The organism is Senegalimassilia sp. (assembly GCF_977052095.1).
This window is the reverse complement of record NZ_CDRSTZ010000023.1, coordinates 1-22,088: the sequence shown is the minus strand read 5'-3', so window position 1 is coordinate 22,088 and position 22,088 is coordinate 1. Positions and strand designations below refer to the sequence as shown.

The 22,088-nt window shown below is 64.0% G+C and carries 18 protein-coding genes and 1 tRNA gene; 9 read left to right on the top strand and 10 right to left on the bottom strand.

Features of this window, described 5'->3' with window-relative positions; genetic code table 11:
- Nucleotides 1–19: 19 nt before the first annotated feature.
- Complete coding sequence (locus tag ACWI6D_RS05770; RefSeq protein ID WP_449133995.1) at nucleotides 20–1,399, bottom strand: hypothetical protein; 1,380 nt, start codon at nucleotides 1,397–1,399, stop codon at nucleotides 20–22.
- 220 nt (nucleotides 1,400–1,619) lie between these two features.
- Nucleotides 1,620–2,072: an RrF2 family transcriptional regulator gene (locus ACWI6D_RS05765; RefSeq protein ID WP_129425768.1), complete on the bottom strand. Its 453-nt coding sequence runs from the start codon at nucleotides 2,070–2,072 to the stop codon at nucleotides 1,620–1,622.
- A 241-nt stretch (nucleotides 2,073–2,313) separates the two neighbouring features.
- Between ACWI6D_RS05765 and sufC the strand changes: the two genes are divergently transcribed.
- From sufC to ACWI6D_RS05725, 8 genes are all read left to right on the top strand, one after another.
- Nucleotides 2,314–3,087 carry a Fe-S cluster assembly ATPase SufC gene (sufC, locus tag ACWI6D_RS05760; RefSeq protein ID WP_449133994.1) on the top strand — a complete coding sequence of 258 codons (774 nt, stop codon included), beginning with the start codon at nucleotides 2,314–2,316 and terminating at the stop codon, nucleotides 3,085–3,087.
- Nucleotides 3,088–3,097: 10 nt separating this feature from the next.
- Nucleotides 3,098–4,507 carry a Fe-S cluster assembly protein SufB gene (sufB, locus tag ACWI6D_RS05755; protein WP_129425764.1) on the top strand — a complete coding sequence of 470 codons (1,410 nt, stop codon included), beginning with the start codon at nucleotides 3,098–3,100 and terminating at the stop codon, nucleotides 4,505–4,507.
- Nucleotides 4,507–5,769 carry a SufB/SufD family protein gene (locus tag ACWI6D_RS05750; RefSeq protein ID WP_303251597.1) on the top strand — a complete coding sequence of 421 codons (1,263 nt, stop codon included), beginning with the start codon at nucleotides 4,507–4,509 and terminating at the stop codon, nucleotides 5,767–5,769. Before sufB ends, ACWI6D_RS05750 begins: the two co-directional genes overlap by 1 nt.
- Nucleotides 5,770–5,771: 2 nt before the next feature.
- On the top strand, nucleotides 5,772–7,106 hold the full coding sequence (locus ACWI6D_RS05745) for an aminotransferase class V-fold PLP-dependent enzyme (protein ID WP_449133993.1): 1,335 nt from the start codon (nucleotides 5,772–5,774) through the stop codon (nucleotides 7,104–7,106).
- The gene (sufU, locus tag ACWI6D_RS05740; RefSeq protein WP_302718728.1) at nucleotides 7,099–7,521 is read left to right on the top strand and encodes a Fe-S cluster assembly sulfur transfer protein SufU; all 423 of its coding nucleotides are present in this window, start codon (nucleotides 7,099–7,101) and stop codon (nucleotides 7,519–7,521) included. The genes ACWI6D_RS05745 and sufU overlap by 8 nt, the downstream gene beginning before the upstream one ends.
- A 573-nt stretch (nucleotides 7,522–8,094) precedes the next feature.
- Nucleotides 8,095–8,170, top strand: a tRNA-Ala gene (locus ACWI6D_RS05735).
- A 301-nt stretch (nucleotides 8,171–8,471) separates the two neighbouring features.
- Nucleotides 8,472–8,909, top strand: coding sequence for an ATP-binding protein (locus ACWI6D_RS05730; protein ID WP_449133992.1), 438 nt, complete (start codon nucleotides 8,472–8,474; stop codon nucleotides 8,907–8,909).
- A gap of 190 nt (nucleotides 8,910–9,099) precedes the next feature.
- Nucleotides 9,100–9,978, top strand: coding sequence for an MBL fold metallo-hydrolase (locus ACWI6D_RS05725; RefSeq protein WP_449133991.1), 879 nt, complete (start codon nucleotides 9,100–9,102; stop codon nucleotides 9,976–9,978).
- Between the two features lie 181 nt (nucleotides 9,979–10,159).
- On the opposite strand, the gene ACWI6D_RS05720 is transcribed toward ACWI6D_RS05725, so the two are convergent.
- Complete coding sequence (locus tag ACWI6D_RS05720; RefSeq protein WP_449133990.1) at nucleotides 10,160–10,903, bottom strand: iron-containing alcohol dehydrogenase; 744 nt, start codon at nucleotides 10,901–10,903, stop codon at nucleotides 10,160–10,162.
- Nucleotides 10,904–10,974: 71 nt separating this feature from the next.
- On the opposite strand from ACWI6D_RS05720, the gene ACWI6D_RS05715 reads away from it, so the two are divergent.
- Nucleotides 10,975–11,343: a hypothetical protein gene (locus tag ACWI6D_RS05715; RefSeq protein WP_449133989.1), complete on the top strand. Its 369-nt coding sequence runs from the start codon at nucleotides 10,975–10,977 to the stop codon at nucleotides 11,341–11,343.
- A gap of 135 nt (nucleotides 11,344–11,478) precedes the next feature.
- On the opposite strand, the gene ACWI6D_RS05710 is transcribed toward ACWI6D_RS05715, so the two are convergent.
- The 7 genes from ACWI6D_RS05710 to ACWI6D_RS05680 all read right to left on the bottom strand — a co-directional run bounded on the left by ACWI6D_RS05710 (nucleotide 11,479) and on the right by ACWI6D_RS05680 (nucleotide 22,000).
- Nucleotides 11,479–11,817 carry a hypothetical protein gene (locus ACWI6D_RS05710; RefSeq protein WP_449133988.1) on the bottom strand — a complete coding sequence of 113 codons (339 nt, stop codon included), beginning with the start codon at nucleotides 11,815–11,817 and terminating at the stop codon, nucleotides 11,479–11,481.
- Between the two features lie 569 nt (nucleotides 11,818–12,386).
- Nucleotides 12,387–13,913 (bottom strand): MFS transporter, encoded by a 1,527-nt coding sequence (locus ACWI6D_RS05705; protein WP_449133987.1) that lies wholly within the window; start codon nucleotides 13,911–13,913, stop codon nucleotides 12,387–12,389.
- A 952-nt stretch (nucleotides 13,914–14,865) separates the two neighbouring features.
- A complete protein-coding gene (locus tag ACWI6D_RS05700) occupies nucleotides 14,866–15,207 on the bottom strand; it encodes a cupin domain-containing protein (RefSeq protein ID WP_449133986.1) in 342 nt (113 codons plus the stop codon).
- A gap of 231 nt (nucleotides 15,208–15,438) precedes the next feature.
- Nucleotides 15,439–15,768, bottom strand: a complete 330-nt coding sequence (locus tag ACWI6D_RS05695; RefSeq protein ID WP_337368123.1) for a cupin domain-containing protein — start codon at nucleotides 15,766–15,768, stop codon at nucleotides 15,439–15,441.
- A gap of 371 nt (nucleotides 15,769–16,139) precedes the next feature.
- The gene (locus ACWI6D_RS05690) at nucleotides 16,140–20,951 is read right to left on the bottom strand and encodes an acyl-CoA dehydratase activase (protein WP_449133985.1); all 4,812 of its coding nucleotides are present in this window, start codon (nucleotides 20,949–20,951) and stop codon (nucleotides 16,140–16,142) included.
- Between the two features lie 56 nt (nucleotides 20,952–21,007).
- Nucleotides 21,008–21,205: a hypothetical protein gene (locus ACWI6D_RS05685; RefSeq protein ID WP_288285426.1), complete on the bottom strand. Its 198-nt coding sequence runs from the start codon at nucleotides 21,203–21,205 to the stop codon at nucleotides 21,008–21,010.
- A 168-nt stretch (nucleotides 21,206–21,373) separates the two neighbouring features.
- On the bottom strand, nucleotides 21,374–22,000 hold the full coding sequence (locus ACWI6D_RS05680) for an ATP-binding cassette domain-containing protein (protein WP_449133984.1): 627 nt from the start codon (nucleotides 21,998–22,000) through the stop codon (nucleotides 21,374–21,376).
- Between the last annotated feature and the right edge of the window lie 88 nt (nucleotides 22,001–22,088).

Sequence of the window (22,088 nt, the reverse complement as noted above, 5' to 3'; positions counted from 1 at the left end):
GCGAAGCACGGTGACCCCGCTATGAGGCGTTGGCGGATGTGGATGCGCCCGTTGACGAGCCGTTCGCGGAGCCCGACGAGCCCGAAGTGCTGCCGGATTGCGAAGAGCCGTCGGCCGAACCCGAGCCGCTGGCGCTGCCGTTGCCAGATGCCGAGCTGTCCGAAGAGGAACTGCTGGCCGAGCCCGAGGAGCCCGAACCCGACGCCGCGCCCTGCGAGCCGGAAGCGGAACCAGACCCATTTGCATCACCGCTGGTCGAGCCCGCGGAGCTGCCGGATTGTGAAGAGCCGCTAGCGGAATCGAAAGCGCCGTCCTGCTGCCCAGCATCGGCCGCACCGGACTCGGAAGCCGACGCATCCTGATGAACCGGGTTACCCTGGTTCTGCGTCGTCTCGCTTGACTGGTCATCAGACGCGCCCTCGCTGGTTGCTGCCTGCTGCTTGGACGACTTCGCGGAACCGGCACCGGCCGACTGCTCGGTCGAAGTGCCGCTGAACAGCGGCTCGGTCTTCGTGCCGACGCCTTCGCCGGCGGTCACCAAATTGATGATGCCCGCGCAAAGAAGCACCGCCACCAGGGACGACACCACCGACACCACAATGACCCCGCGTTGCATGCGTTGGCGGCGCAGATGCTCGGCGCGACCGTGCAGCACGCCCGTCTCGCCCTCGGCGCGCAAGTCGGCCACCGTACGTGTAGGCGTCTCGCCCGCAGCGTCGGAGCCGGCCGCCGTAGCCGCAACGCGCGTGGCACCGGCAAAGCCAGCGAAAGCGTCGTCGCCCGCCGCGCCCTGCGCAGCGCCATTCGCCCCGCCACCGACATTCGCGGGATCCATAACCACGGTTTCACCATTCTGGCCAGGCAAAACGCCGAAGTTCGTTTCGCTATCCCGACCCATAACGCGCGTGGCGGCAGGATCCATCACGCGCGTAGCGCCCGCAAAGGCGGATTCCGGTCCACTAAAGCCGGCAGCCGCGCCAGGCTGGCCAACCTGCGACATCAAGCGCGTCGCCGCGGGGTCCATCACGCGCGTAGCGCCCGCCATGCTAGCTTGACCAGCGGAAACGCCAGCGCCATTCGCCATTTCGCCCGCAGCTTCCTCGGCCACGCCATCGCCCGCCGCGTCGCCCACCGGGCTCAGCTCGCGCAGTTTGTCGGCGGACGCCTGCAAAAACTGCTTGTAAATCTGCGACGACAGCGTCGACACCACCGAGCCGACGGCCACACCGATGACCGAGCCGGCAATGCCGATCTTCGACGACAGCAGCATCGACGTCACCGCCGCCAACGCGCCAGCCGCCACCTGCGGCACCGACAGCCCCTCAAGCAGCCCGCCAAGGAACTTGCGCTCCTTTTCCACCTGCTCAGCCAGGGAATCTTTTCCATTCGTTTGCGCCATGAGCAACCTCCTCATGCTCGCGTCCAACACAGACGCGCCAATGGCCCTGCGCCCCTTGCGGGCACGGCCAGCCATTGTTGCGCCAGAACCTTATATCAGGCTGAAGCCTACGCGGAAAAGCAACGAGCCGGCACCCCTTCAGCGAACTTTCACCGAAGCGATACCGACCCGTCAAACAACAAGCACCGAGTTTTCACGCGGGAGCAACCGAACGCGCGCCTTAGCTTTCCGCTGGCGCGGCGTCGGCCAGCTGGATGTGGGGTTGCGGGGCGTCGGCCAGGTCGCCAACGGTCACGCCGTCGACGTAGTTCTCGATCACCTCGTCAAGCCCGGCCCAGAAGCGCACCGTCGTGCACACGCTTGCGCGGTGGCACGGCTCGGGCCCCTCAAGCGACGCGCACGTCACCGGCACCGTGGTTCCCTCGACTGCGCGCAGCACATCGCCCGCCAAAATCTCGTGCGGGTCGCGCGACAGACGGTACCCGCCGCCCTTGCCGCGCACGCTGGTCAACAGGCCCGCCGACACCATGGGCCGCGCAATCTGCTCCAGATACTTCAGGGACAGCTCCTCGTGTTCGGCCACCTCGCGCAGCGACACCTTCGCGTCCGGCCCCGCCTGCGCAACGCACACCGCCAACCGCAGCGCGTAACGCCCCTTCGATGAGATAAGCACAAGCTCCCCCTTACTAATATAAGTACGGAACCGGAAACCCCGATCCGCTCTCGTCCAACCAAACAACCGCAAACCGCGCGCGAAAGTACTGCGCAGGCGCGCAACTCGCGCACGTTTCGCGGAATGATTCTTAGCCGCAGCCAATTTCGCTTGACAAATCCGCGTGTGCGGTTATCTTAATCCTATCAAACGTATATGATTAAGCATAATCGTATTTGAGTGAAATGAAAAGGGGAAGAAGATGGCAGACGAGAACATCCTCCTCAACGTGGCGGGCCTTTCCGCCGCTGTTGACGAGAAGGTCATCCTGCACGACGTTGACCTGACCGTGGGCGCAGGTGAGACCCACGTGCTGATGGGCCCGAACGGCGCCGGCAAATCCACCCTTGGCCACGTGGTCATGGGCGACCCGGAATATACGGTAACCGGCGGCAAAATTACGTTCGATGGCCAGGATATCACAAACCTGTCCACTGACAAGCGCTCGCACGCGGGCCTTTTCCTGAGCTTCCAGGCGCCGGTCGAGATTCCCGGCGTGCCCGTCAGCAGCTTCCTGCGCGCCATTTCCGCAGGTCGTCCGGGCGTCGGCGACATGAAGGGCAAGCAGTTCCGCAAGCACGTCAAGGAACTGGCCGAGGAACTGAACATGGACCCGGCCTACCTGGACCGCGAGCTGGGCGTGGGCTTTTCCGGCGGCGAAAAGAAGAAGCTCGAAATGCTGCAGCTGCTGCTGCTTGAGCCGAAACTGGCCTTCCTTGACGAAACCGACTCCGGCCTTGACGTAGACGCGCTGTCCGTGGTTTCCCGCGGCATGGACGTGTACCGCAAGCGCTGCAACGGCACGCTCGTCATCATCACGCACAACACGCGCATCCTGGAGCACGTCGACGTCGACCGCGTGCATGTGCTGGTCAAGGGCCGCATGACGGCCGAAGGCAACGCCGACATGATCGCGAACATCGACGCCAACGGCTTCGAGCAGTTCGAGCAGGCCGCTTCCGCCAGCGCGCAGTAGGGGGCGCGACATGGCCAAACAACGCACCGAGGTCGCGGACATCGACCGCAGCCTCTACGACTTTTCATACGGCGACAGCACCGAGAAGCTGGCGGCGGGCCTGACGCCCGAGATCGTCCGCGAAATCTCGGAGAAGAAAGACGAGCCGGAGTGGATGCTCCAGCACCGCCTGAAGTCGCTGGAAATCTACCAAAGCATGGCAACGCCCGACTGGGGCCCGTCCATCGCCGGCCTTGACATGGACAACATCGTCACGTACGTCAAGCCGAACACCGACCAGAAAAGCGACTGGGACAGCCTGCCCGACGACGTGAAGAACACGTTCGACCGCCTGGGCATCCCCGAGGCCGAGCGCAGCTACCTGGCCGGCGTCGGCGCGCAGTACGACTCTGAGCTGGTGTATCACAACATGCAGGACACCGCCAGCCGCATGGGAATCGTGTACTCGGGCATCGAAGAGGCCCTGCACGACCCGAAGTGGGAGCCGCTCATCCGCGAGAAGTTCATGACGCTCATCCCGCCCACCGACCACAAGTTCGCCGCCTTGCACGGCGCGGTGTGGTCCGGCGGCAGCTTCGTGTACGTGCCGAAGGACACGAAGCTCGACTTCCCGCTGCAAAGCTACTTCCGCTTAAATGCGAAGGGAGCGGGCCAGTTCGAGCACACGCTTATCATCGTGGAAGACGGCGCTGACCTGCACTTTATCGAAGGCTGCAGCGCGCCGAAGTACAACGTGGCGAACCTGCACGCGGGCGCGGTGGAGCTGTTCGTCGGCAAGAACGCGCACCTGCGCTACTCGACCATCGAGAACTGGTCGAAGAACATGTACAACCTGAACACGAAGCGCTCCACGTGCGACGAGGGCGGTTCGATCGAGTGGGTGTCCGGCAGCTTCGGCAGCCATGTGGGCTACCTGTACCCCATGTCCATCCTGGCCGGGCGCAAGTCCACGTGCACGTTCACGGGCATCACGTTCGCCGGCACGGGCCAGAACCTGGACACCGGCTGCAAGGTGGTGCTGGCCGCGCCGGAGACGTCGGCGTCCATCGAGACGAAGTCCATCTCCAAGGGCGGCGGCGTGTCCACGTTCCGCAGCAGCGTCGTGGCCACCCCGAAAGCCGAGAACTCCGCGTGCAGCGTGTCGTGCCAAAGCCTGATGCTGGACGACCACAGCCGCTCCGACACCATCCCGGCCATGGACATCCGCTGCAAGCACGTGGACATCGGGCACGAGGCCACCATCGGCCGCATTGGCGACGACAAGGTGTTCTACCTGATGAGCCGCGGAATTTCGGAAGAGGAAGCGCGCACCATGATCGTGAACGGCTTCGCCGACCCCGTGTCGAAGGAGCTGCCGCTTGAGTACGCCGTCGAAATGAACAACCTCATCAAACTGGAAATGGAAGGGGCGATCGGATAATGGGCGCCGACGTTTTGAAGAACGTGAACGCGATGCCCGCGCCTACCTGGCATCGCCTTGACATGAACGAAACTACCATCGAGCTGCCGGAGGGCCTTGAGTCCGCCGCGCAGATCAGCGTGGAAGCCGCCGACGAGCTTGCTGGCGAAGCAGACGCGTTCGACGCCGCCGTTGCGGGCCTGCAGGCCAAGGTGGACGCGGCCCGCGCCGAAGCGCCGGCCGACACGCGCGCCATCCTGCGCGCCGTCGAGCCCGACGTGGACCCGGCGAACCTGGACATCCCCGCGCTGTCGCGCTACGAGCACAAGGCCGTGCGCGAGGAAATGGCGAACAACGTGGCGGAAGCCTTCGAATGCGGCATGGGCGCCGAGGCCACCGCATGGCTGGCCGAGCAGGCCGGCGAGGCCGAGCGCATCGTGTTCGCGCCCGCCGCGGGCAAGCAGGGCACGGCAACCGTGCACCTGACCGGCGTGGACGGCGCGGCCAACGTGGCTGCCATCGACGTGGTTGCCGCCCCCGGCGCCACGTTCGACCTGACGGTGGCACTGGACTCTCCCGAGGCCGGCACCGGCGTGGTAGGCGTGCAGCTGCGCGTGTTCGCGGGCGAAAACGCGCACGTCAACATCACGTCCGTGCACACGCTTGACGAGCAGTGGACGGCGCTGGACAACACCGGCATCGTGTGCGACGAAGGCGCGTTTGTGACCGTGCGCCACCGCATGCTGGGCGCCGGCAAGTCCTACACGGGCTTGGCCACAGACCTGCGCGGCGACGTGTCGCGCGTGGACGTGGACACGCGCTACCTGGCCGCCAACACCGATGTTCGCGATTTCAACTACGTCGTGCGCCATCGCGGCCGCAAGACGCAGTGCAACATCGACGCCAACGGCGCACTGATGGGCCAGTCGAAGAAGGTGCTGCGCGGCACCATCGACCTGGTGCGCGGCTGCAAGGGCGCCGAGGGCACCGAGCGCGAAACCGTGCTTTTGGTGGACGAGCAGGTTGAGAACAAGACCATCCCCGTCATCCTGTGCGACGAGGACGATGTGGCCGGCAACCACGGTGCCACCATCGGGCACGTGGCCGCTGACCAGCTGTTCTACTTGAAGTGCCGCGGCCTTTCCCAGGAAGCCGCCGAGGGCCTGTTCGCCACGGCAACGCTTGAGGAAACGGCACTCACCATCGCAGACGAAACCGTTCGGGCCGGCGTCGCGCGCCTGGCCGAGCGTTTGAGCATTCCCTATCAGGAGGTGGAGGACTAGCCATGGCAGCTTCCCCGAACAACGCAGAACTCGATTGCACGGCATGCGCCGTGGCCGACGCGGCGCATGCCGCCCAGGCCTCGGCCACGGCCGACGACATCGTATGCGCGGCCAACATCGCCGAAAACCCGTACAAGCGCGACTTCCCGCTGCTGGCGAACCACCCCGACCTGGTGTTTCTTGACAGCGCCGCCACGGCGCAGCGCCCGAAAGTGGTGCTTGACGCCCAGCGCCGCTTCTACGAGGAAATGAACGCGAACGCCCTGCGCGGCCTGTACCGCCTGTCGGTCGAGGCCACCGAGGCCATCGAGATCGCCCGCCAGCGCGTGGCCCGCTTCATCGGCGCGCCCGACGCGCACGACATTGTGCTGACGCGCAACGCGTCGGAGTCGCTCAACATCGTGGCGAAGGCGTTCGCCCCCACCGTGCTTGAGCCGGGCGACGAAGTGTGCATCACCATCATGGAGCACCATTCGAACCTGATCCCGTGGCAGCAGGCCTGCCGCGCGGCGGGCGCGAAGCTGGTGTACCTGTACCCCGACGAAAACGGCGTCATCACGCCCGAGGAGATGGACGCGAAGATCGGCCCGAAGACGAAGATCCTGTCCGTCGTGCACGTGTCCAACGTGCTTGGCGTGCAGAACCCCGTCGAGGAGCTTGGCCGCCGCGTGCACGCGCAGGGCGGCTACCTGGTGGTCGACGGCGCGCAGTCCACGCCGCACATCCACGTTGACGTGAAGAAACTCGGCGCCGACTTCTTCGCCTTCAGCGCGCACAAGCTGTTCGGCCCGTTCGGCATGGGCGTGCTGTGGGGCCGCGACGACCTGCTCAACGCCATGCCTCCGTTCCTCACCGGCGGCGAGATGATCGATTCCGTCACCGAGCAGGACGCCACGTGGGCGCCCGTGCCCGAGAAGTTCGAGGCCGGCACGCAGGACGCCGCCGGCATCTACGCCACCGCGGCGGCCATCGCCTACGTGGAGTCGGTGGGCATCGACGTCATCGCCGCGCGCGAGCGCGCGCTCGTGCGCTACTGCATGGAAGAGATGGCGAAGCTGCCGTTCATCACCATCATCGGCAGCCCCGACCCCGACATGCACCACGGCGTCATCAGCTTCAACGTCAACGGCATCCACCCGCACGACGTGGCCAGCATCCTGGACATGGACCAGGTGGCCATCCGCGCCGGGCACCACTGCGCGCAGCCGCTGCTCACGTGGTTGGGCGTGGAGAACCTGGCGTGCTGCCGCGCAAGCCTGGCGTTCTACAACGACAAGAAGGACGTCGACGCCCTGATCGCGGGCCTCGGCAACGTTTGGAGGACCTTCAATGGCTAACATCTACACCGCCGCGCTCATGGAGCACAACGCACACCCCGACTATAAGTACGACCTGGAAGGCGCCACCGACGAGCACGAGGGCGTCAACCCCAGCTGCGGCGACGAGCTGGTGCTCAAGCTGCGCGTGGAAAACGGCGTCATCGAGGAAGCCGCGTTCACGGGCCATGGCTGCGCTGTCAGCCAGGCGTCGGCCGACATGATGGCCGACCTGGTCACGGGCGAGACGGTCGAGGAAGCGCGCCGCCTGTGCGGCCTGTTCATGAAGATGGTGAAGGGCGAGCAGCTCACCGAGGACGAGAAAGAAGACCTCGACGAAGCGGCCCAGCTCGAAAGCATCAGCCACATGCCCGCCCGCGTAAAATGCGCAGAGCTTGGCTGGCGAACCCTTACCGAGATGATCGGCGAAGAGTAAAACGATTCGGGGCGAAGCGGCAATCACTTCGCCCCGTTTTAGGTTATGGCTGTTGGGACGCTTGGCCTAACAGCCATTTCTTTTGCGTTTACGGAATTGGCAGGATTTCGGTGCATGATCAGGCACGCATGACATCATTTCGCAAACCCCATACCGCAAAGCAAAATCGCTTGGGCGCGAAATCGAACTTTCCGTAGCTCAATACATTTCGAGCGGTTTTTTTGGCACGATTTTTAACTTTCCGAATCTTCCGACATACCGAAATGTCCGCATGGCACCTTGGTTGGCACGAAAAGAAGCTTTCTGTTTCGAGCAAGCATGCGCAAAGTGACAGAAAGTTCAATTTCGTGCCAAATCGACCCACCATTTGGTTTCGAGATTCGGAAAGTTCCGTTTTGCGCCAGCTCGTAGCCCTTGCAATCGATAATTGCTCTTGGAGTTCTCTGGCTAGCATCGCCATCGAAGGGAATTTTTCGAGAATCGCTCCACCGACTTCACACGTTCTCCATCTTTCGGAAATAGGGTCTTGCGCGGGGCGGGGGTTTCCGTATAATAGCTTTCGCACCAAATTTCGGGGCCTTAGCTCAGCTGGGAGAGCGCATGGCTGGCAGCCATGAGGTCAGGGGTTCGATCCCCCTAGGCTCCACCACATGTTCAATCGCAGGTTTGGAAACAAGCCTGCGATTTTTTTATTTGCGACGCAGGGATTGAACCCCGCGAGGGTTTAACGGCCCAGTGGGCCGTTAAACGAGGAGGACGAAGCCCAACGAACGAAGACATGCGCGCAGCGCATGGATTCTCGATCCCCCTAGGCTCTGCCATTGGAACATTAGACGGATCCCTTTAGGGTTCGTCTTTTTTGCGCTTGAGGACAAATCAGCAAATGATACGGAGACAGAGCCGGTGTTACCAAGCGCAGAAAGTGACACCCCCCTGCCTTATTATTGGTGATGCTTATCGAAAACGCCGCTCCTTTCCATCTCGTCCCCGCGCGCGAAATAGCCGCCGACGACCGGCCGCACAACGCGCTGTTCCTCTGTATGCTCCTGGCCATCACGTGCCGCGAGCTTTCCGCCACCGACGACGTGGCCACGTTCGAGATCACGTGCGCCGACATGGGCATCGGCATGAGCCCCGAGTTCCAGCAGCACGCGTTCGAGCCGTTCGCGCAAGAGGCGAAGGCGAGAACCAGCACGTACACGGGGTCGGGCCTGGGCCTTGCCATCGTGAAAGAGCTGGTTGAGCAGCGCTTCCTCGGACGGCGTGAAGATAGAACGCCACCTTGTACGTGGGCGTCTCGGCTTGCGGAATGGATGAAGCGGTTGCGTCGCTGGCAGACGCGCTGTCGGCAAGCGCGGGCGCAGGCCAGCAAAATGCCAGGCAGATGACAAGCAGCAGAGACAAAGCGCGCAAGGGGTATGCGTGGGCAATACGTTCCATAGCGGGCCCTTCCTATCGTCGGCAGGCGACGAGGTTGGGTGCGGCCTGCGGGCAAAGTGCACCGGGCTGCGGCGTTCGGGGCTATACTGGTGCGCTGTTGCATTTGCGCCGGAAGCGGCGCCAAACGGAAGGATTCGCATGCTTGCATTGCACGTACTGGCCAGCGGAAGCTCGGGAAACGCCGCCGTGGTGGAAAACGTTGTCACAGGCGCGGGCGTACTCATTGACTGCGGCATCTGCAAACGCGACTTCCTTTCCCGCTGCGACCAGGCCGGATTCGACCCTGCGCGCATCGAGGCCGCTTTCGTGACGCACGAGCACGGCGACCACGTCAAGGGCCTTGGCGTGGTGCTGCGCGGCCTGGCGAAGCTGGGTTGCCAGCCACCCATCTACGTGGCGCGCGGCTGCGTGGCGAACAGCGATGCGCTGGCGAAAGTGGCCGAAGCGTTCGAGGTGCGCGAACTTGCAACCACGGCGAACGCGGGGGCTACCGCAAGCGCGGACGGATCAGCGAAGGCCGCGGCGCGCGCAAGCGTCATCGAGGCCGCGGGGGTGCGCGTGATCCCGTTCGCCACCAGCCACGATGCGGCCGCGTCGTTCGGCTTCCGCATCGAGGACGCCGCCGACGGCGACGCCATCGGCTACCTGACGGACTCGGGCGTGGTCACGCCCGCGGCGCACGTGGCGCTGGCCGATGTGCGCATCCTGGCGCTTGAGAGCAACCACGACCCGAAGATGCTGGCCGCAGGCCCCTACCCCTACGTGGTTAAGCAGCGCATCGCGTCGGACGCCGGGCATCTGTCAAACGGCCAGGCGGCCGCCGAGCTTGCCGCGCTGGTGTCCGCAAGCCGCGCCGCAGGCCAACGCGAGCCGCAAACGGTAGTGGCCATGCACATCTCGCAGAACAACAACGAGTATTCCCTGGCCAAACGCACGCTTGAAGCCGCACTCGCCGAAGCCAACTGCGCCGCCGACGTGCTGTGCGGCTACCAAGACCGCCTCACCAGCGTGCGATAACGGACGCAATCGCGGTTGCCCCTTGTCGCGCACGCTTCGGGAAGATGGTGACGCGCCCTTCAGGCGCTATCGATTTGAGGGCTGTATCAAAAGTGATTTCGATACAGCCCCCTACGGGTTCAACCTGCGGGACCCGACAAGGTGGGACAAAGGGACTGTCCCTTTGTCCCATTTTCCTGCTCTACAGGCTTTCGCGGAAGATGGTGATGATTTCTTCACGGGTGAGTTTGCGGTAGCCGCCTTCCATGACGAACGTAGCGTCAGCCAGCTTTTCCAGCATGGACTCGTCGCAGCCCAGCTCGGTGATGTTCATGACGCAGCCGATTTCGCGCATCCAGGCTTCCATGGCGTCGAGGCCCGCGGTGGCCAGCTGCTCGTCGGTTTTGCCGGCGGCGTCGATGCCCCACACGTTCTGCGCGAAACGCGCGAACTTCGGCAGGCCCGCGTCCATGATGTAGCGGTAGTACGGCAGCGCGACGGCGGCCAGCGTCATGCCGTGCGTGGCGTCGGCGACGGCGGACACGGCCTGGCCGAGCATGTGCACTTCCCAGTCCTGCGCCTTACCGCAGCCCACGAACGTGTTGAGCACCCACGTGGCCGTCCACGTAATGTTGCTGCGCGCCTCGTAATCCTCAGGGTTTGCCACCGCCGCGCGGCTTGCCTTCACCAGCCCGCGCATGAGGCCCTCCATGATGTAGTCGGACGTGCTGTCGTCGATGCCCGAGAAATACTGCTCGGTGATGTGGTTCATGATGTCGAAGATGCCGGCCACCATCTGGTATTTCGGCAGGCTGTAGGTGAACTCGGGGTTCATGATGGCGAATTTCGGCGCCACGTCGGTGCTGAACACGTGGCCGATTTTCAGGTTCTGCTCGTGGTTCGTAATGACCGAGCCGCCGTTCATCTCCGATCCGGTGCCGGCCATGGTCAGCGTGATCTCATGGTAGGGCCGCGCTGCCGGCTGGATGTGGATTCGACAACGCCACCATCGCCACGGTGTGGGCCGGCATCGCCGCGGCTCACTACGACTATTTCCGCTACGGTGACCTGCTGTTTTCCGTCATCGAGACCAACGTGGGCGCCGACAAGCTGCGCGAGTTCAAGCGCGGGTACTACCAGATTCTGGAGCCGTTTTCCCAGCAGCTGGCCGACGTGCTGCACATTGCGCCCGAGCGCGTGGCGGCCTTCACGAACACCATCCACTTCCACGGCGTGGGGCTGGCCGGGTCGTGCCTGAACAACCCCGTGGTCAAGCAAGTAGTGGCCGAGCTGGGCGTCACGCCTACCCCCATCGACTTCCAAGCCGAAATGCGCGACTTCGTAGCCATGACGCTGGCCTGGTACCAGGAACATCCGGCGAAATAGCCGGCTTTTCACCCTTTGCCGCCAACAATAATAGCAACTTCAAGCAGCCTTGGCTTCGGGCGAGATTCATGCAACAAGTTCCACCCAGAAAACCAATCCACGCGACCAGCTTAAGCCACCAAGCCACCCATCCGGCTACCCCCTGGCTTCCCCCTCGTCCCAGGGGTGCGAGGTGAGGTGCCAGCCTCCGCAGTAGGGGCATTCATAGATGTGCAGGCCGCGTTTGCCGCGGCGCTCGCACCAGGCAAGGTTCTCCTGTGCCTCGGCACGCGTGGCGTAGCGGTTCTTCGAGTCGCAGGCTTTGTAGCGCTGCGCGGCATCGTGCTCGGCCGCCGCTGCGGCGCGGCGCGAATCCTCGCGCGCGAACACATCGTCAAGCGAGCTGAAATCACCCAGTGAATCGAAATCGCTCAACGCGGCGTTGAACTGGGCTTTCTCCTTCGCCCATGATGCCCGATTCTTCTTCGACGCCATTTTCCGCCCCCAATCAAGCTCTTGTTGCTGTCACCCATCTTACGCGGCAAACCCCACGCAAAGGCGCTAACAATTCCAAAAATCGCTCATGTATGTGATTTAACACGAAGCGCCGCAGTATCAAGAAAAGTTGCAAGCTCCTGAACTGGGGAAACGCAGCGCCATATCGCGGTTTACCTTACGAGCACGCAACAAATCACATACATGAGCGATTTCTCGTTTTCGACCCCAGCGCCAAGCGCCACGCAGAGCCTGAACGGTTTGGGAAAGCGGTTCAGAAACCCCCGCAATCGTGTTGGGCAATGTGCTTTCGGGGGTTTGGACCACATATTGCAGCTCTTTGCGCAGAAGCGATGCGCTGCAGGGCCTTTCGCGCAACAAACGCCCGACCCAGGCCAGGTCATACGCACAAACCTTGCACGCTGCAAGCAGACGCCGCAGCAACTTCCGCTTGCAAACAAAATGCGCCCGCGTGCACGGGGTGGCACGTGGGCGCATCATGTAAACACTTGCGAGGCTTCGGTTCTTGCTTCTCGCTTTTCGTCTTGCTTCTCGGTTTTCGCTTTCCGCTATCGCTCGAAATCGACGTCCTTGCTTTCGCGGAAGAACAGCAGCGCTACCAGGGCAACTGCGGCCATGCCGCCCATGTACCAGCCAAGCGCCTGGATGCCGAACGTCATGACCAGGGCCGATGCGATGGTCGGGGCGAACGCGCCGCCGGTGATGGCCGCCAGGTTGTAGCTCAGGCCAGCTCCGGAGTAGCGCACCTTCGCGGGGAACAGCTCGGGCAGGTAGCTGCCGCAGGGGCCGAAGATCGTACCCATGCAGGCGAACCCGACGCACAGGAACACCATGATGGCGGCAACGTTATGCCCGCCCAGAAGCAGCGGAGCCACGAACGAGAACGCGAGTGTGCACGCATTGCCCACCAGAAGCACCGGCTTGCGGCCGCGCTTGTCGGCGGTCAGGCAACCAACCAAGATGAACCCGGCGAAGAACACGACCGACACCATCTGCATGCCCAGGTACTGCTGCTGCGTGAAGCCGAGCGTCGAGGTGCCATACGAAAGCGACCAGGTGCCAAGCACGTAGAACAGCGTGTACGTGATGGACATCGTGCAGGTGCCAAGCACCACGCGGCGCCAATGATGGCACAGGTCGCGCAGCGGGGTCTTCGTGGTGCGCTGCTCGGCGGCGGCCTTCTGGTAGACCGGCGTCTCGCTCATGCGCAGGCGCACGACCAGGCCGACGATCACCAGCAGGCAGGAAAGCAGGAACGGGATGCGCCAGCCCCAGGCAACCATGGCGTCGGCGGGCAGCATCGTGTCAAGCAGCAGGTTCACGCCGTACGCGCAGAAGAAGCCGATCGGGGCGCCCAGGTTCGGGAAGCTGCCGAACAGCGCGCGCTTGTTGGTCGGCGCGTTCTCGGTGGCCACCAACGCGGCGCCGGACCACTCACCTGCAAGGCCAAGGCCCTGGCAGGCGCGGCAGACGCACAGCAGCACGACCGCAGTCGGGCCGAGCACATCGTAGCCGGGCAGAAGGCCGACGCAAAACGTTGCGGTGCCCATGAGCATCAGGGCTGCGACCAGGGTTTTCTTGCGGCCCAGGCGATCGCCGAAGTGCCCGAACAACAGGCTGCCGAACGGACGGGCCAGGAAGCTGACGGCGAACGTGACGAACGCCAGCAGCGTGGCCAACACCGGGTCGGACTTCGCCACGTCGGTGAAGAAAATGAGCCCGAAGTAGCTGGCGGCGGCGATGGAGTAGCAGTAGTTGTCGTAGAACTCGATGGCCGTGCCCACCATGGACGCCACCATGACCTCAAGCGTGGAGTCGCGCTTCACGCCAAGCGCGGGCGCGGCAACCGCGCCGGCGGACGCACCCGCCACCGCTGCGGCGGGCTTGCCGCACGGGGCCATGGCCATCATGCTCCGGCGCGCGCCGGACGCTTGCGCGCCTTCATCGGCACGGCAACCGCTGCCTGCCGGTGCGCCGGCAGCAGCGCCGGCGAAGGCGGGTTTTGCGCCGCCCATGCTTGCGAGCGTGTTTTTCACCCCTTCGAACAGGGGCTTTCGTGTTGATGGATTCGCCATTTCCTTGCCTTTCCTCTGTGCGACGCCCTGAGGGCGCCGCCGCTTCCCGACGACCGATCCCGTCATCATCGGAAGTTGTTTGAGAAAAACGGCGCGGCTGGTTCGGCAAGAAATGAGCAGGCTGTGTGTGATGGCAGTATGCTTAAAAGGGAATGCCAACGTTGTGGGGAGCAACGCTGCGCCGCATATCGGCGCAAAAAGAAAGCCGGAGGCCGTTTTTCTCAAACAGCCTCCGGCATGCAGGACCATCAGCTGCCCGAATTAGGGTTCGGGCAGCAACTTCGCAACCCGGACCCTACATAATCAGCAGGGTGGTAATCAGCAGAGTGTGCAGGTTGGTGCAGGTCATCATACTTCCTAACGTTTTGCTGGCGGCGCGGCGCTGCGGCCATTTGACCAGCGATTTTGCATCTTGCGATGCAAGGTTTCAAGCGCCGGGGCGCTCGGCTGAAAGCCCGTTGCTTTCAACGCGCTCTATAATCGTCCTTTCGCCGCAAACGTCAACCCACAACCGACGCATCGTCACAAACCCTTGACATTTCCTAGAAGAGCACTTGGGTTTTAGGGACGAATGCTTTCGGCTGTCCGGAAGCAGATGATATTTCGGACAAAATTACCGTTGCAGCTGAAGCCACCTCTCCTCTGCCCATAGTTTCAGGTACAACTGAAACTATCTGAGATCTGGAAAAAGTTCCGGCTATAACTGAAACTTCTCCGGTTTCCAGCCATAGTTTCAGTTATAGCCGGAACTCATGAGAGGATTCTTGCCGACAGAACCACTGCAGTAGCGGCGAACATGTTTCTAAACGAAAAGCGGTAAAGATTGGACGTAAGAATCCCGATCTTCACCGCTCCATACGCGCACAAACGAGCCCGCCTCTCCGCGACGAACATCACGGCAAGGCGGGCTCGAAAGTTGAGTTTTGCCAGGATTGCTAAACCGAATCCCAAACTATTCCGTGGGTTTTACGACCGTGAGCTGCATTTTGAACGGGGTGACGCCGCGCACACTGTGGGGACTGCCGGCGGTCATGACGATGGACTCGCCCGCGTTCAGCTGGTGCGGGACGTCGTTGACGGTGATCTCGCCGGAGCCTTCGAGCACGGTGATGAGCGCGTCGCCCGGCGCGGCGTGCGAGGACATGCCCTCGTCGGCGTCGATGGCGAACACCGTGACCTTGCAGCCCGGCGTCTGCGACAGCGTGAGGCTGTTCACCTTGCCGGCCTCAAGCTCCACCAGGTCTTTCAGTCCGAAAACCTTGCCGTGCTCAACGTTCTTGATGAGTTCTGCCATGATGATTCCTTTCGTTATCCGCGCCGCCTGCTGGCGGCGTTGTTGATTCTGCTTTGCAGGGGCACGGTTGCCATGGGGGGTAAGACAAACTCCAATGGCGACCAGAAGGGGTCGGCTGCGAGTATCCGGAGACGCCTTGGGGAACGCGCTTTGCGCGGAACGCGTGCCCGAGCCTTATTCCAGCTCCTCCACCTGACAAATGATCTGTCCCTTTGTCAGGTTTTGCTACTGTTACGCGTTGAGTTGCAGGAGTTTGAAGCCGTGGTCATCGGCGCCTTCGACCGCGTGCAGGACGTGCGCCGGCACGCGCAGCACCTCGCCTGCGGCAAGCGTCACGCGCGTATCGGGCAGCACCACGCATGCCGTGCCCTCCACCAAGTAGTACAGCGTATCGCCGAAGTATTCCTCTTCGCTGACGCTTTCACCCGGAGCGAACGCCAGCAGCGTCAAGTCGAACCCGGCGTTGCGTGTGAGCGCCATACTGGATACTTGACCTGGGCGAATATCAATGAGCTGCGCCAGCGATTGCGCGGATTGCGTCGGCAAATTCCTCAGCGGCATGAAACCGCCTCCTTTCGCTTTGAGCCCTATGAGGGGTATGAAGCATTCAGAAACTCGCAAGAATGGCCACTCTTGGACGGTTTTTCGAGAAGCTGAATTGCGAAGGACGATTCGACCACGGTTTTGCGGCCATTGGCTTCAGCTTCCCATCTTTTTGTCCATTATTCCCACTCATTGGCTTCCATTCTGTTGGAAACAGAACAAAATGATACGCCCCACAACGGCGTGGCATTCAGATTGTCGATTTTTTGGCAAACAGTGGCCATTTTGCCGACAACCTGAATGCAACCGCGCCGTTGCGACAGAAGACACGCGATTGCAACCCGCGTAGGTGCGCGGGCGTGCGCACCTACGCGGCAACATTGCAGCACTCACACGTAGTAGAGGAACGATCGCAGGCGCTCTTCGACGCTTTGGTCGAGCGCGCCGTCGAACGCCAGGTGCAAAAGCGGGGCCTTCGCGGGAATGCCCTTCAGGCGCAGCATGATGTCGACGTTCTCGTACGTAGACGCCACCTCAATCACGCCGTCCGCGCGGTCACCGATTTCCACCGCCTTTGCGTAGCGGTAGCGCGCGTTTGCGCCCGCGAACTGGCCTAACGCATCAGTTGCCACCTGGCGCAACCCGTTGAATCCGGAGGAGTCCGCAGCAGTTTCACACCGACCGTCAGAATCAGACCGCTCGAATTCGCCCCCCGAATCGCGAAAGGCCGCACAGCGGCACGAATACGAGGACGCCGCCCCCAGTGCGTCCGACACCTGCGCCATCATGTCGGCGAGGCGAGCGAGCAGCGCGCGCCACTCGTCCTGCGGCAGCGTGCGCTGCTCGGCGCCGAACAGCGGGTTCACTTGCACGTCAGCGCCAACCTCAAGCGGGCCGGTTGCCAAAGCCGCCGCGGCAGCGCCGTGGTCATGCGAGCCGTCGCATCCGCCGAGCGCGTTCGCGCAAGCAGCCTCGCAACCAGAGGCCAACGCCTGCACATCGGCGATGGTGAGCGCCTGGTCGGGATCGGCAAGCGCAGGGGCGGGAACCGTTACCGCGGGCACACTGGCGGAAGCAGAAGGCGCGGGCACATCAACGAGCGCGGCCGACGAACGCTTCGCGTCGACAGCCGAATCCTGCGCCGACGCGGAAGACGTTGCCGCGGGCACGTCCGGCAAGCCGACCGTTTTCGGGGTGCCGGTTTCGCCAAGCATGGGCATAAGGCCACCCACCACCTTGGCGTGTTTTGCCTCGTCGCAGCCGTCTTCCCAGATGAACAGCAGGTATTCGGCGAAGGGGGCGCGCACGACGCGATAGCCTTCCGCCTCCAGCTGCGCGAACAGCCCGCCCGTCAGCTCGTCGCCCGCAACAAGCGGCCACTCGCCCACCACCGCAAGCGTTTTGCGGGCGCCGCCTGCTGCGGAACAAGCATCGCGGGCAGAAGCGCCGGAGGTTTTGAGATTTAACTCCTCTGCCGCATCAAGGTTGAACGAAGCCGAAATGTCAGAGGTTTCCACCTCCACATTACGCGCGCAGCTTGAGCCGAAATCCTTCGAGGATGCGGTCGCGCCAGCGCCCGCCGCAGCGCCAACTTCGCGTGCCGCAGCGAGCACATCGTCAAGCGTCAAGCTCGGCTTTGCCAGGCGTTTTCGCAGTTCGGAGCGCGCTTCCGGTGTCGCTGCCCACACGACATCGCCCGCCAGCATGTGCACGAAGAAGCCCTCGGGGTCGTCCAGATTGCACGGCAGCAGCTCCACGTCGGGCGCGATTACGCGCACGTCAGCGTAGCCTTTCGCATCAAGCACGCTGCGCACCACGCGGTCGAACTGCCCATCGGCCTCGCCGCCCTGCGACGACGGCAGCAGTAACTGCCGCACGGGGCCTTCCGCATCCGCGTCTTCCGCAGCAACCAGGCTCACTCCCAGCAGGCTGGCGAACGAGTAGTATTCCTTGCTGGTGCACTCCTTGCGGCCCAGCTCGAGCGTCTGCGCGTTCGGCACAAGTTCGCGCACCGAAATCCCCTGGTCGCGCAGCCATTGCGCCGCCAGCGGCCCGTACGGCCCGAACGACGGCAGGCCCGCCAGCTCGCCTTTGCACACCGGCTCGCATGCCGAGTTCACCACGCGCGTCGACGTAGGCGCCCCGCGCAGATCGGCCGCCTCGTAGTGCTCGATCGCGTTCAAAAACGCCTCGACGCGCGTTTCCACGCCCACCTTCGAGTAATGCTCGTCCATCTCGATCTGCAGGTACGGCTTGCCGGCCATTTCCTCGGCGAACAGGTGGCTGATCATGGTGTCGGGGCCGCAGCCGTGGTTCGTCAGGTACACGGCGAACAGGCGCGGGTCGCGGCGCACCAGCTTCGCGCCCGAGAGGATGTGCTGCCCGAACGGCCACACCACGCCCGGATAATCGGCGGAAATCCCCAAGTCATGCGCGTGCAGGTGGCTGACCGTGATCACTTTTTGCCCGCGGTCGAGCAGCAGGTCGGGAATGCCCATGTTCAGCGCCGGGTCCACGATGCCGTAATTGCGAGTGATGATGACGATGACGCGCTCGCCGGGCTTCAGGCTGGCCAGCAGCTGGTCGCCCAGCTCTTCGGTTTTACGCGTGAATTCCGTGACCGCGAACCCGCCGGCCAGCATGGCGCGCGCCGTTTCCTGCGGCGTGCGGCCCAGCTGCGCGCCCACCTCCAGCATCACCTCGGCCATGGCACCCTGCCCAAAATCCAGGTTCATCTGGGGATTCAGCAGCGTAATGCCGTGACCTTCGTAATCGAGCTCCTTCGCCACGATGGCCGGGATCGACTGCATGTACGTGCACGCATAGTTGTGCGGCACCGTGGATTTCAGGTGGCGAATGGTGTGCACGCTGGGCATGAACACGTAGTCGACGCCCGCGTCGAGCAGCTGCGCCATGTGCCCGTGCACCAGCTTGACCGGGTAGCACGTCTCACCCTGCGCGCTGGCCTGCGCCAGGCGCACCGTTTCTTCGTCGGACGCGTCGGTGAGCACCACGTTGAAGCCGAGCTGCTTGAAGAACGCGTTGGCCATGGGAAACAGCTTGTGCAGCATGAGGGCACGCGGGATGCCGACGGTCTTCTTCGCCGGGTCGCGCTGCGGGTCGTAGCCCTCCAGGTACATCTCGTCAACTTTGTGGAAGAACGCGCGGTTCGCGGCGATCTCTTCCGGGTCGACGCGGCGCGCTGCGTGCGAAGCGCCCGAAAGGTCCCAACCCTTGAAGTTCGAAGGCGGGAAGGTTTTATCTGCGGTTACACCGGTTTGCACCGATAGGACGCCCTGCGCTTCAGCGGCCAGCAGGGCCGCGCCGACGGCGCCCGAGACGGCGAAGTACGGGCTGACCGTCAAGTTGTCGCCCGCGTACGCGCGGAACGCCGCCACGATGGCGGGGTTGTAGGCCACGCCGCCCTGCAGCACGATGCGACGGCCCACCGGCTTGTTGTTCACCACCTTGTGCAGGTAGTTGCGCACCACCGACAGGCACAGGCCCGCGGCCACCTCGGGTTTCGTAGCGCCTTTCGCCAGCGCGGCGTTGATGGCCGTTTCCACGAATACTGTGCAGCGTTCGCCCAGATCAACGGGCCGTTCTGCCGAAAGCGCCAGCGCACCGTAATCGGGCAGCGCAATGCCCAGGCGCGCGGCCTGCTCTTCGACGAAGCTGCCGGTGCCCGCCGCGCACACCTTGTTCATCTGGAAGTCGGCCACCTGCCCCGCCGCCAGCCCGATGTACTTCGAGTCCTGGCCGCCGATCTCGAACACGGTGTCCACCAGCGGATCGGCCGCCGCAGCGGCGCGGGCCTGCGCGGTGATCTCGTCGCGCACGGCATCGGCCCCGATAAGGTTGCCGATCATGGTGCGCCCGCTGCCCGTGACGCCCGCGGCCACCACGTGCGCCCGGCTACCCACGCGCTGGGCAAGCGAGGCCAGGCCATCGCGCACCGCCTGCTTGGGGTTGCCGCGCGTACGCAGGTACTGCGCGTCAAGCAGCACGCCGTCAGTGCTGACGAGCGCCAGGTTCGTGCTGGTCGATCCCACGTCCACGCCGAGCGCCACCGGCACAGGCTGGCCCGCGGCCAGCGCGTCCACGGCTGCCGAACGCGGCACCGCGCCGCCGTCGTAGGTGGGCGCACCAGCAGGGTTCCACGGGCTGGGGGCCAACGCGAACCCGCGGTTCGGCGTGCAATCCACGTGCGGTAAGCGCGGCAGGCGCGCAAGATCGTCAGCCTGACCAGCGCTTTCGCCACCAAGTGCCGCCCGCAAGGCAACAAGCTGGGCATCCGCCTCTCCTGCTTCCGCGGCTGCAAGCGCCGCGCCCACTGCCTGGGCGTTTACCAGCTGCGGGTCAGCCAAAAGCTCGTCTTCGCCCAAGTCGAATACCTCGCGCACGGCGCGCACGACGCCGGCGTTCAGCAGCGTGCCGCCCGCAAGCGCCAGCGGCTTTTCAACCGGAAGACTGCGCACGATGGTGGCCTTGAACGCCTTGACGGTGGCGTGGCACAGGCCCTGCAGGATGTCCTCGACGAGCACGCCCTCCTGCTGACGGTGGATGATGTCGGTTTTCGCGAACACGCTGCAGCGTCCCGACAGGCGCGGCACGCTTTGCGCGCGCATCACCAGGTCAGAGTAGCTGTCAAGCGGCAGGCCCAGGCGTTGCATCTGGTCCTCGAAGAAGCTGCCGGTGCCTGCCGCGCAGCTTTCGTTCATGGCGAACTCCGGCGCCGCACCAGACGCGAAACCGGTGGCGAACACGCCGGATTGCGCACCCATCTGCATGACGCATGCCGCCTGCGGGGCCAGCGCGCGCACGCCCTTGACCAGGGCGGGAACCTCTTCGAGCTCGCGAAGCCCCGGAGCCAGCGCGCGCACCATGCCCGCACCGCTGCCCGTGACCGCCACGCCGCCGCACGAGCCAAGCGGCAGAGGCCGCGACATAGCGGAAGTTGCGCATGCTGCGGCAGGCTCGCTTTCGCAAGCGCCTTCGCCTCCGGCGCGACCGCCCGCCTCCGGCGCAACGCGCGGGCCGGGTTCGTTTTCCCCGTTCGTCAGCTCATCAAGCAGCGCCCGCAAGCACGGCAGCGGCGAGCCCTGGTGCGCGCGGCGCAGCACGCGCACCACCGCGCCCGCCGCGTCGACCGCCGCAACCTTCACCGACGACGCCCCGATATCGATTCCCACGTAATACACGCGCTGCTCCTTCACATCACTTTGCTTCAATCGCAATCCGCCCGCCCGCAAATCCGCTATCCTTCGGCCTTGAACGCTTCGAATTCGGCAAGGAACTCGTCGCGGTCGAGGCTGCGCACTTGGCAGACGTCCTCGAACGTCACCAGGTCGACGATGGGGTTGTCCAGCGAGAACGGGAAGCCTTTCGACTGCAGAAACACCTCAAGCTTCGGCTCGTCAGCGCACAGTTGGCGCATGGTTTTCGTCGTATCCATATCCTTGTCCTTTCGGAATCGATTACCTCAAAACGCCTGGTCAGCAGCTATTAAACGCACGTCGCGAACCTCCCGCGCTCCCAAAGCGCGCAACGCGACCTCGCAGAGCACCGGCGCAATCCGGTCCTGCCCCATGGCCCCGCGCGCAGCCGTTGGCGCCGTGTTCGCTCACGCCGTCCCCGCACCGCCGTCTTGCACGTCCGCCAGGTTGATGCGTTCGGCGCCCAGCAGGCGCGCGTCGTCTTCGCCATGCGTGGCCACCAGCAGCGTGCGTCCTGCGCGGTGGCGCAGCGTGAACGCGATGACCTTCTCCTTCGTAGCCTGGTCAAGGCCGGTGAACGGCTCGTCAAGCACCACCAGGTCGCTGGGAAACGCCACGGCCCGCGCAAGCGACACGCGCCGCCGCATGCCACCGGACAGCTCCATGGCCGGCTGGTTCAGGCAATCGGCTGGCAGAATCTCGGCCAACAGGTCGCGCACGTCGGCGCGACGCGCGCTCGGCGGCAGCACCAGCGCCACGTTCTCCACGGGCGTCAACGTTTCGCACAGGCGGTCTTCCTGGAACATCATGCTGATGCGGCCTGGGGAAACACCGCGAATCTGCCCCGCATCGGCGCGTTCAAGGCTCAGCAGCACCCGGAACAACGTCGTCTTGCCACTGCCCGACGGCGCCATGAGGCAGCGCACGCCGCCGCCCGGCAGCGTGAACGTCGCGCGCCGCAGCACCTCGTTGGCCCCGTACGCCTTGCAAGCCCCATCGAACTCCACGTCCGCGAACGTCCTAAACAGCGCCACGCTACTCGCCTCGCTTCCCGATCAGCCCGCCGAGCGGGCGGTTCGCACGCTTCAGCAGCGCCATGAACGCCTTCTCGAACAGCACCGA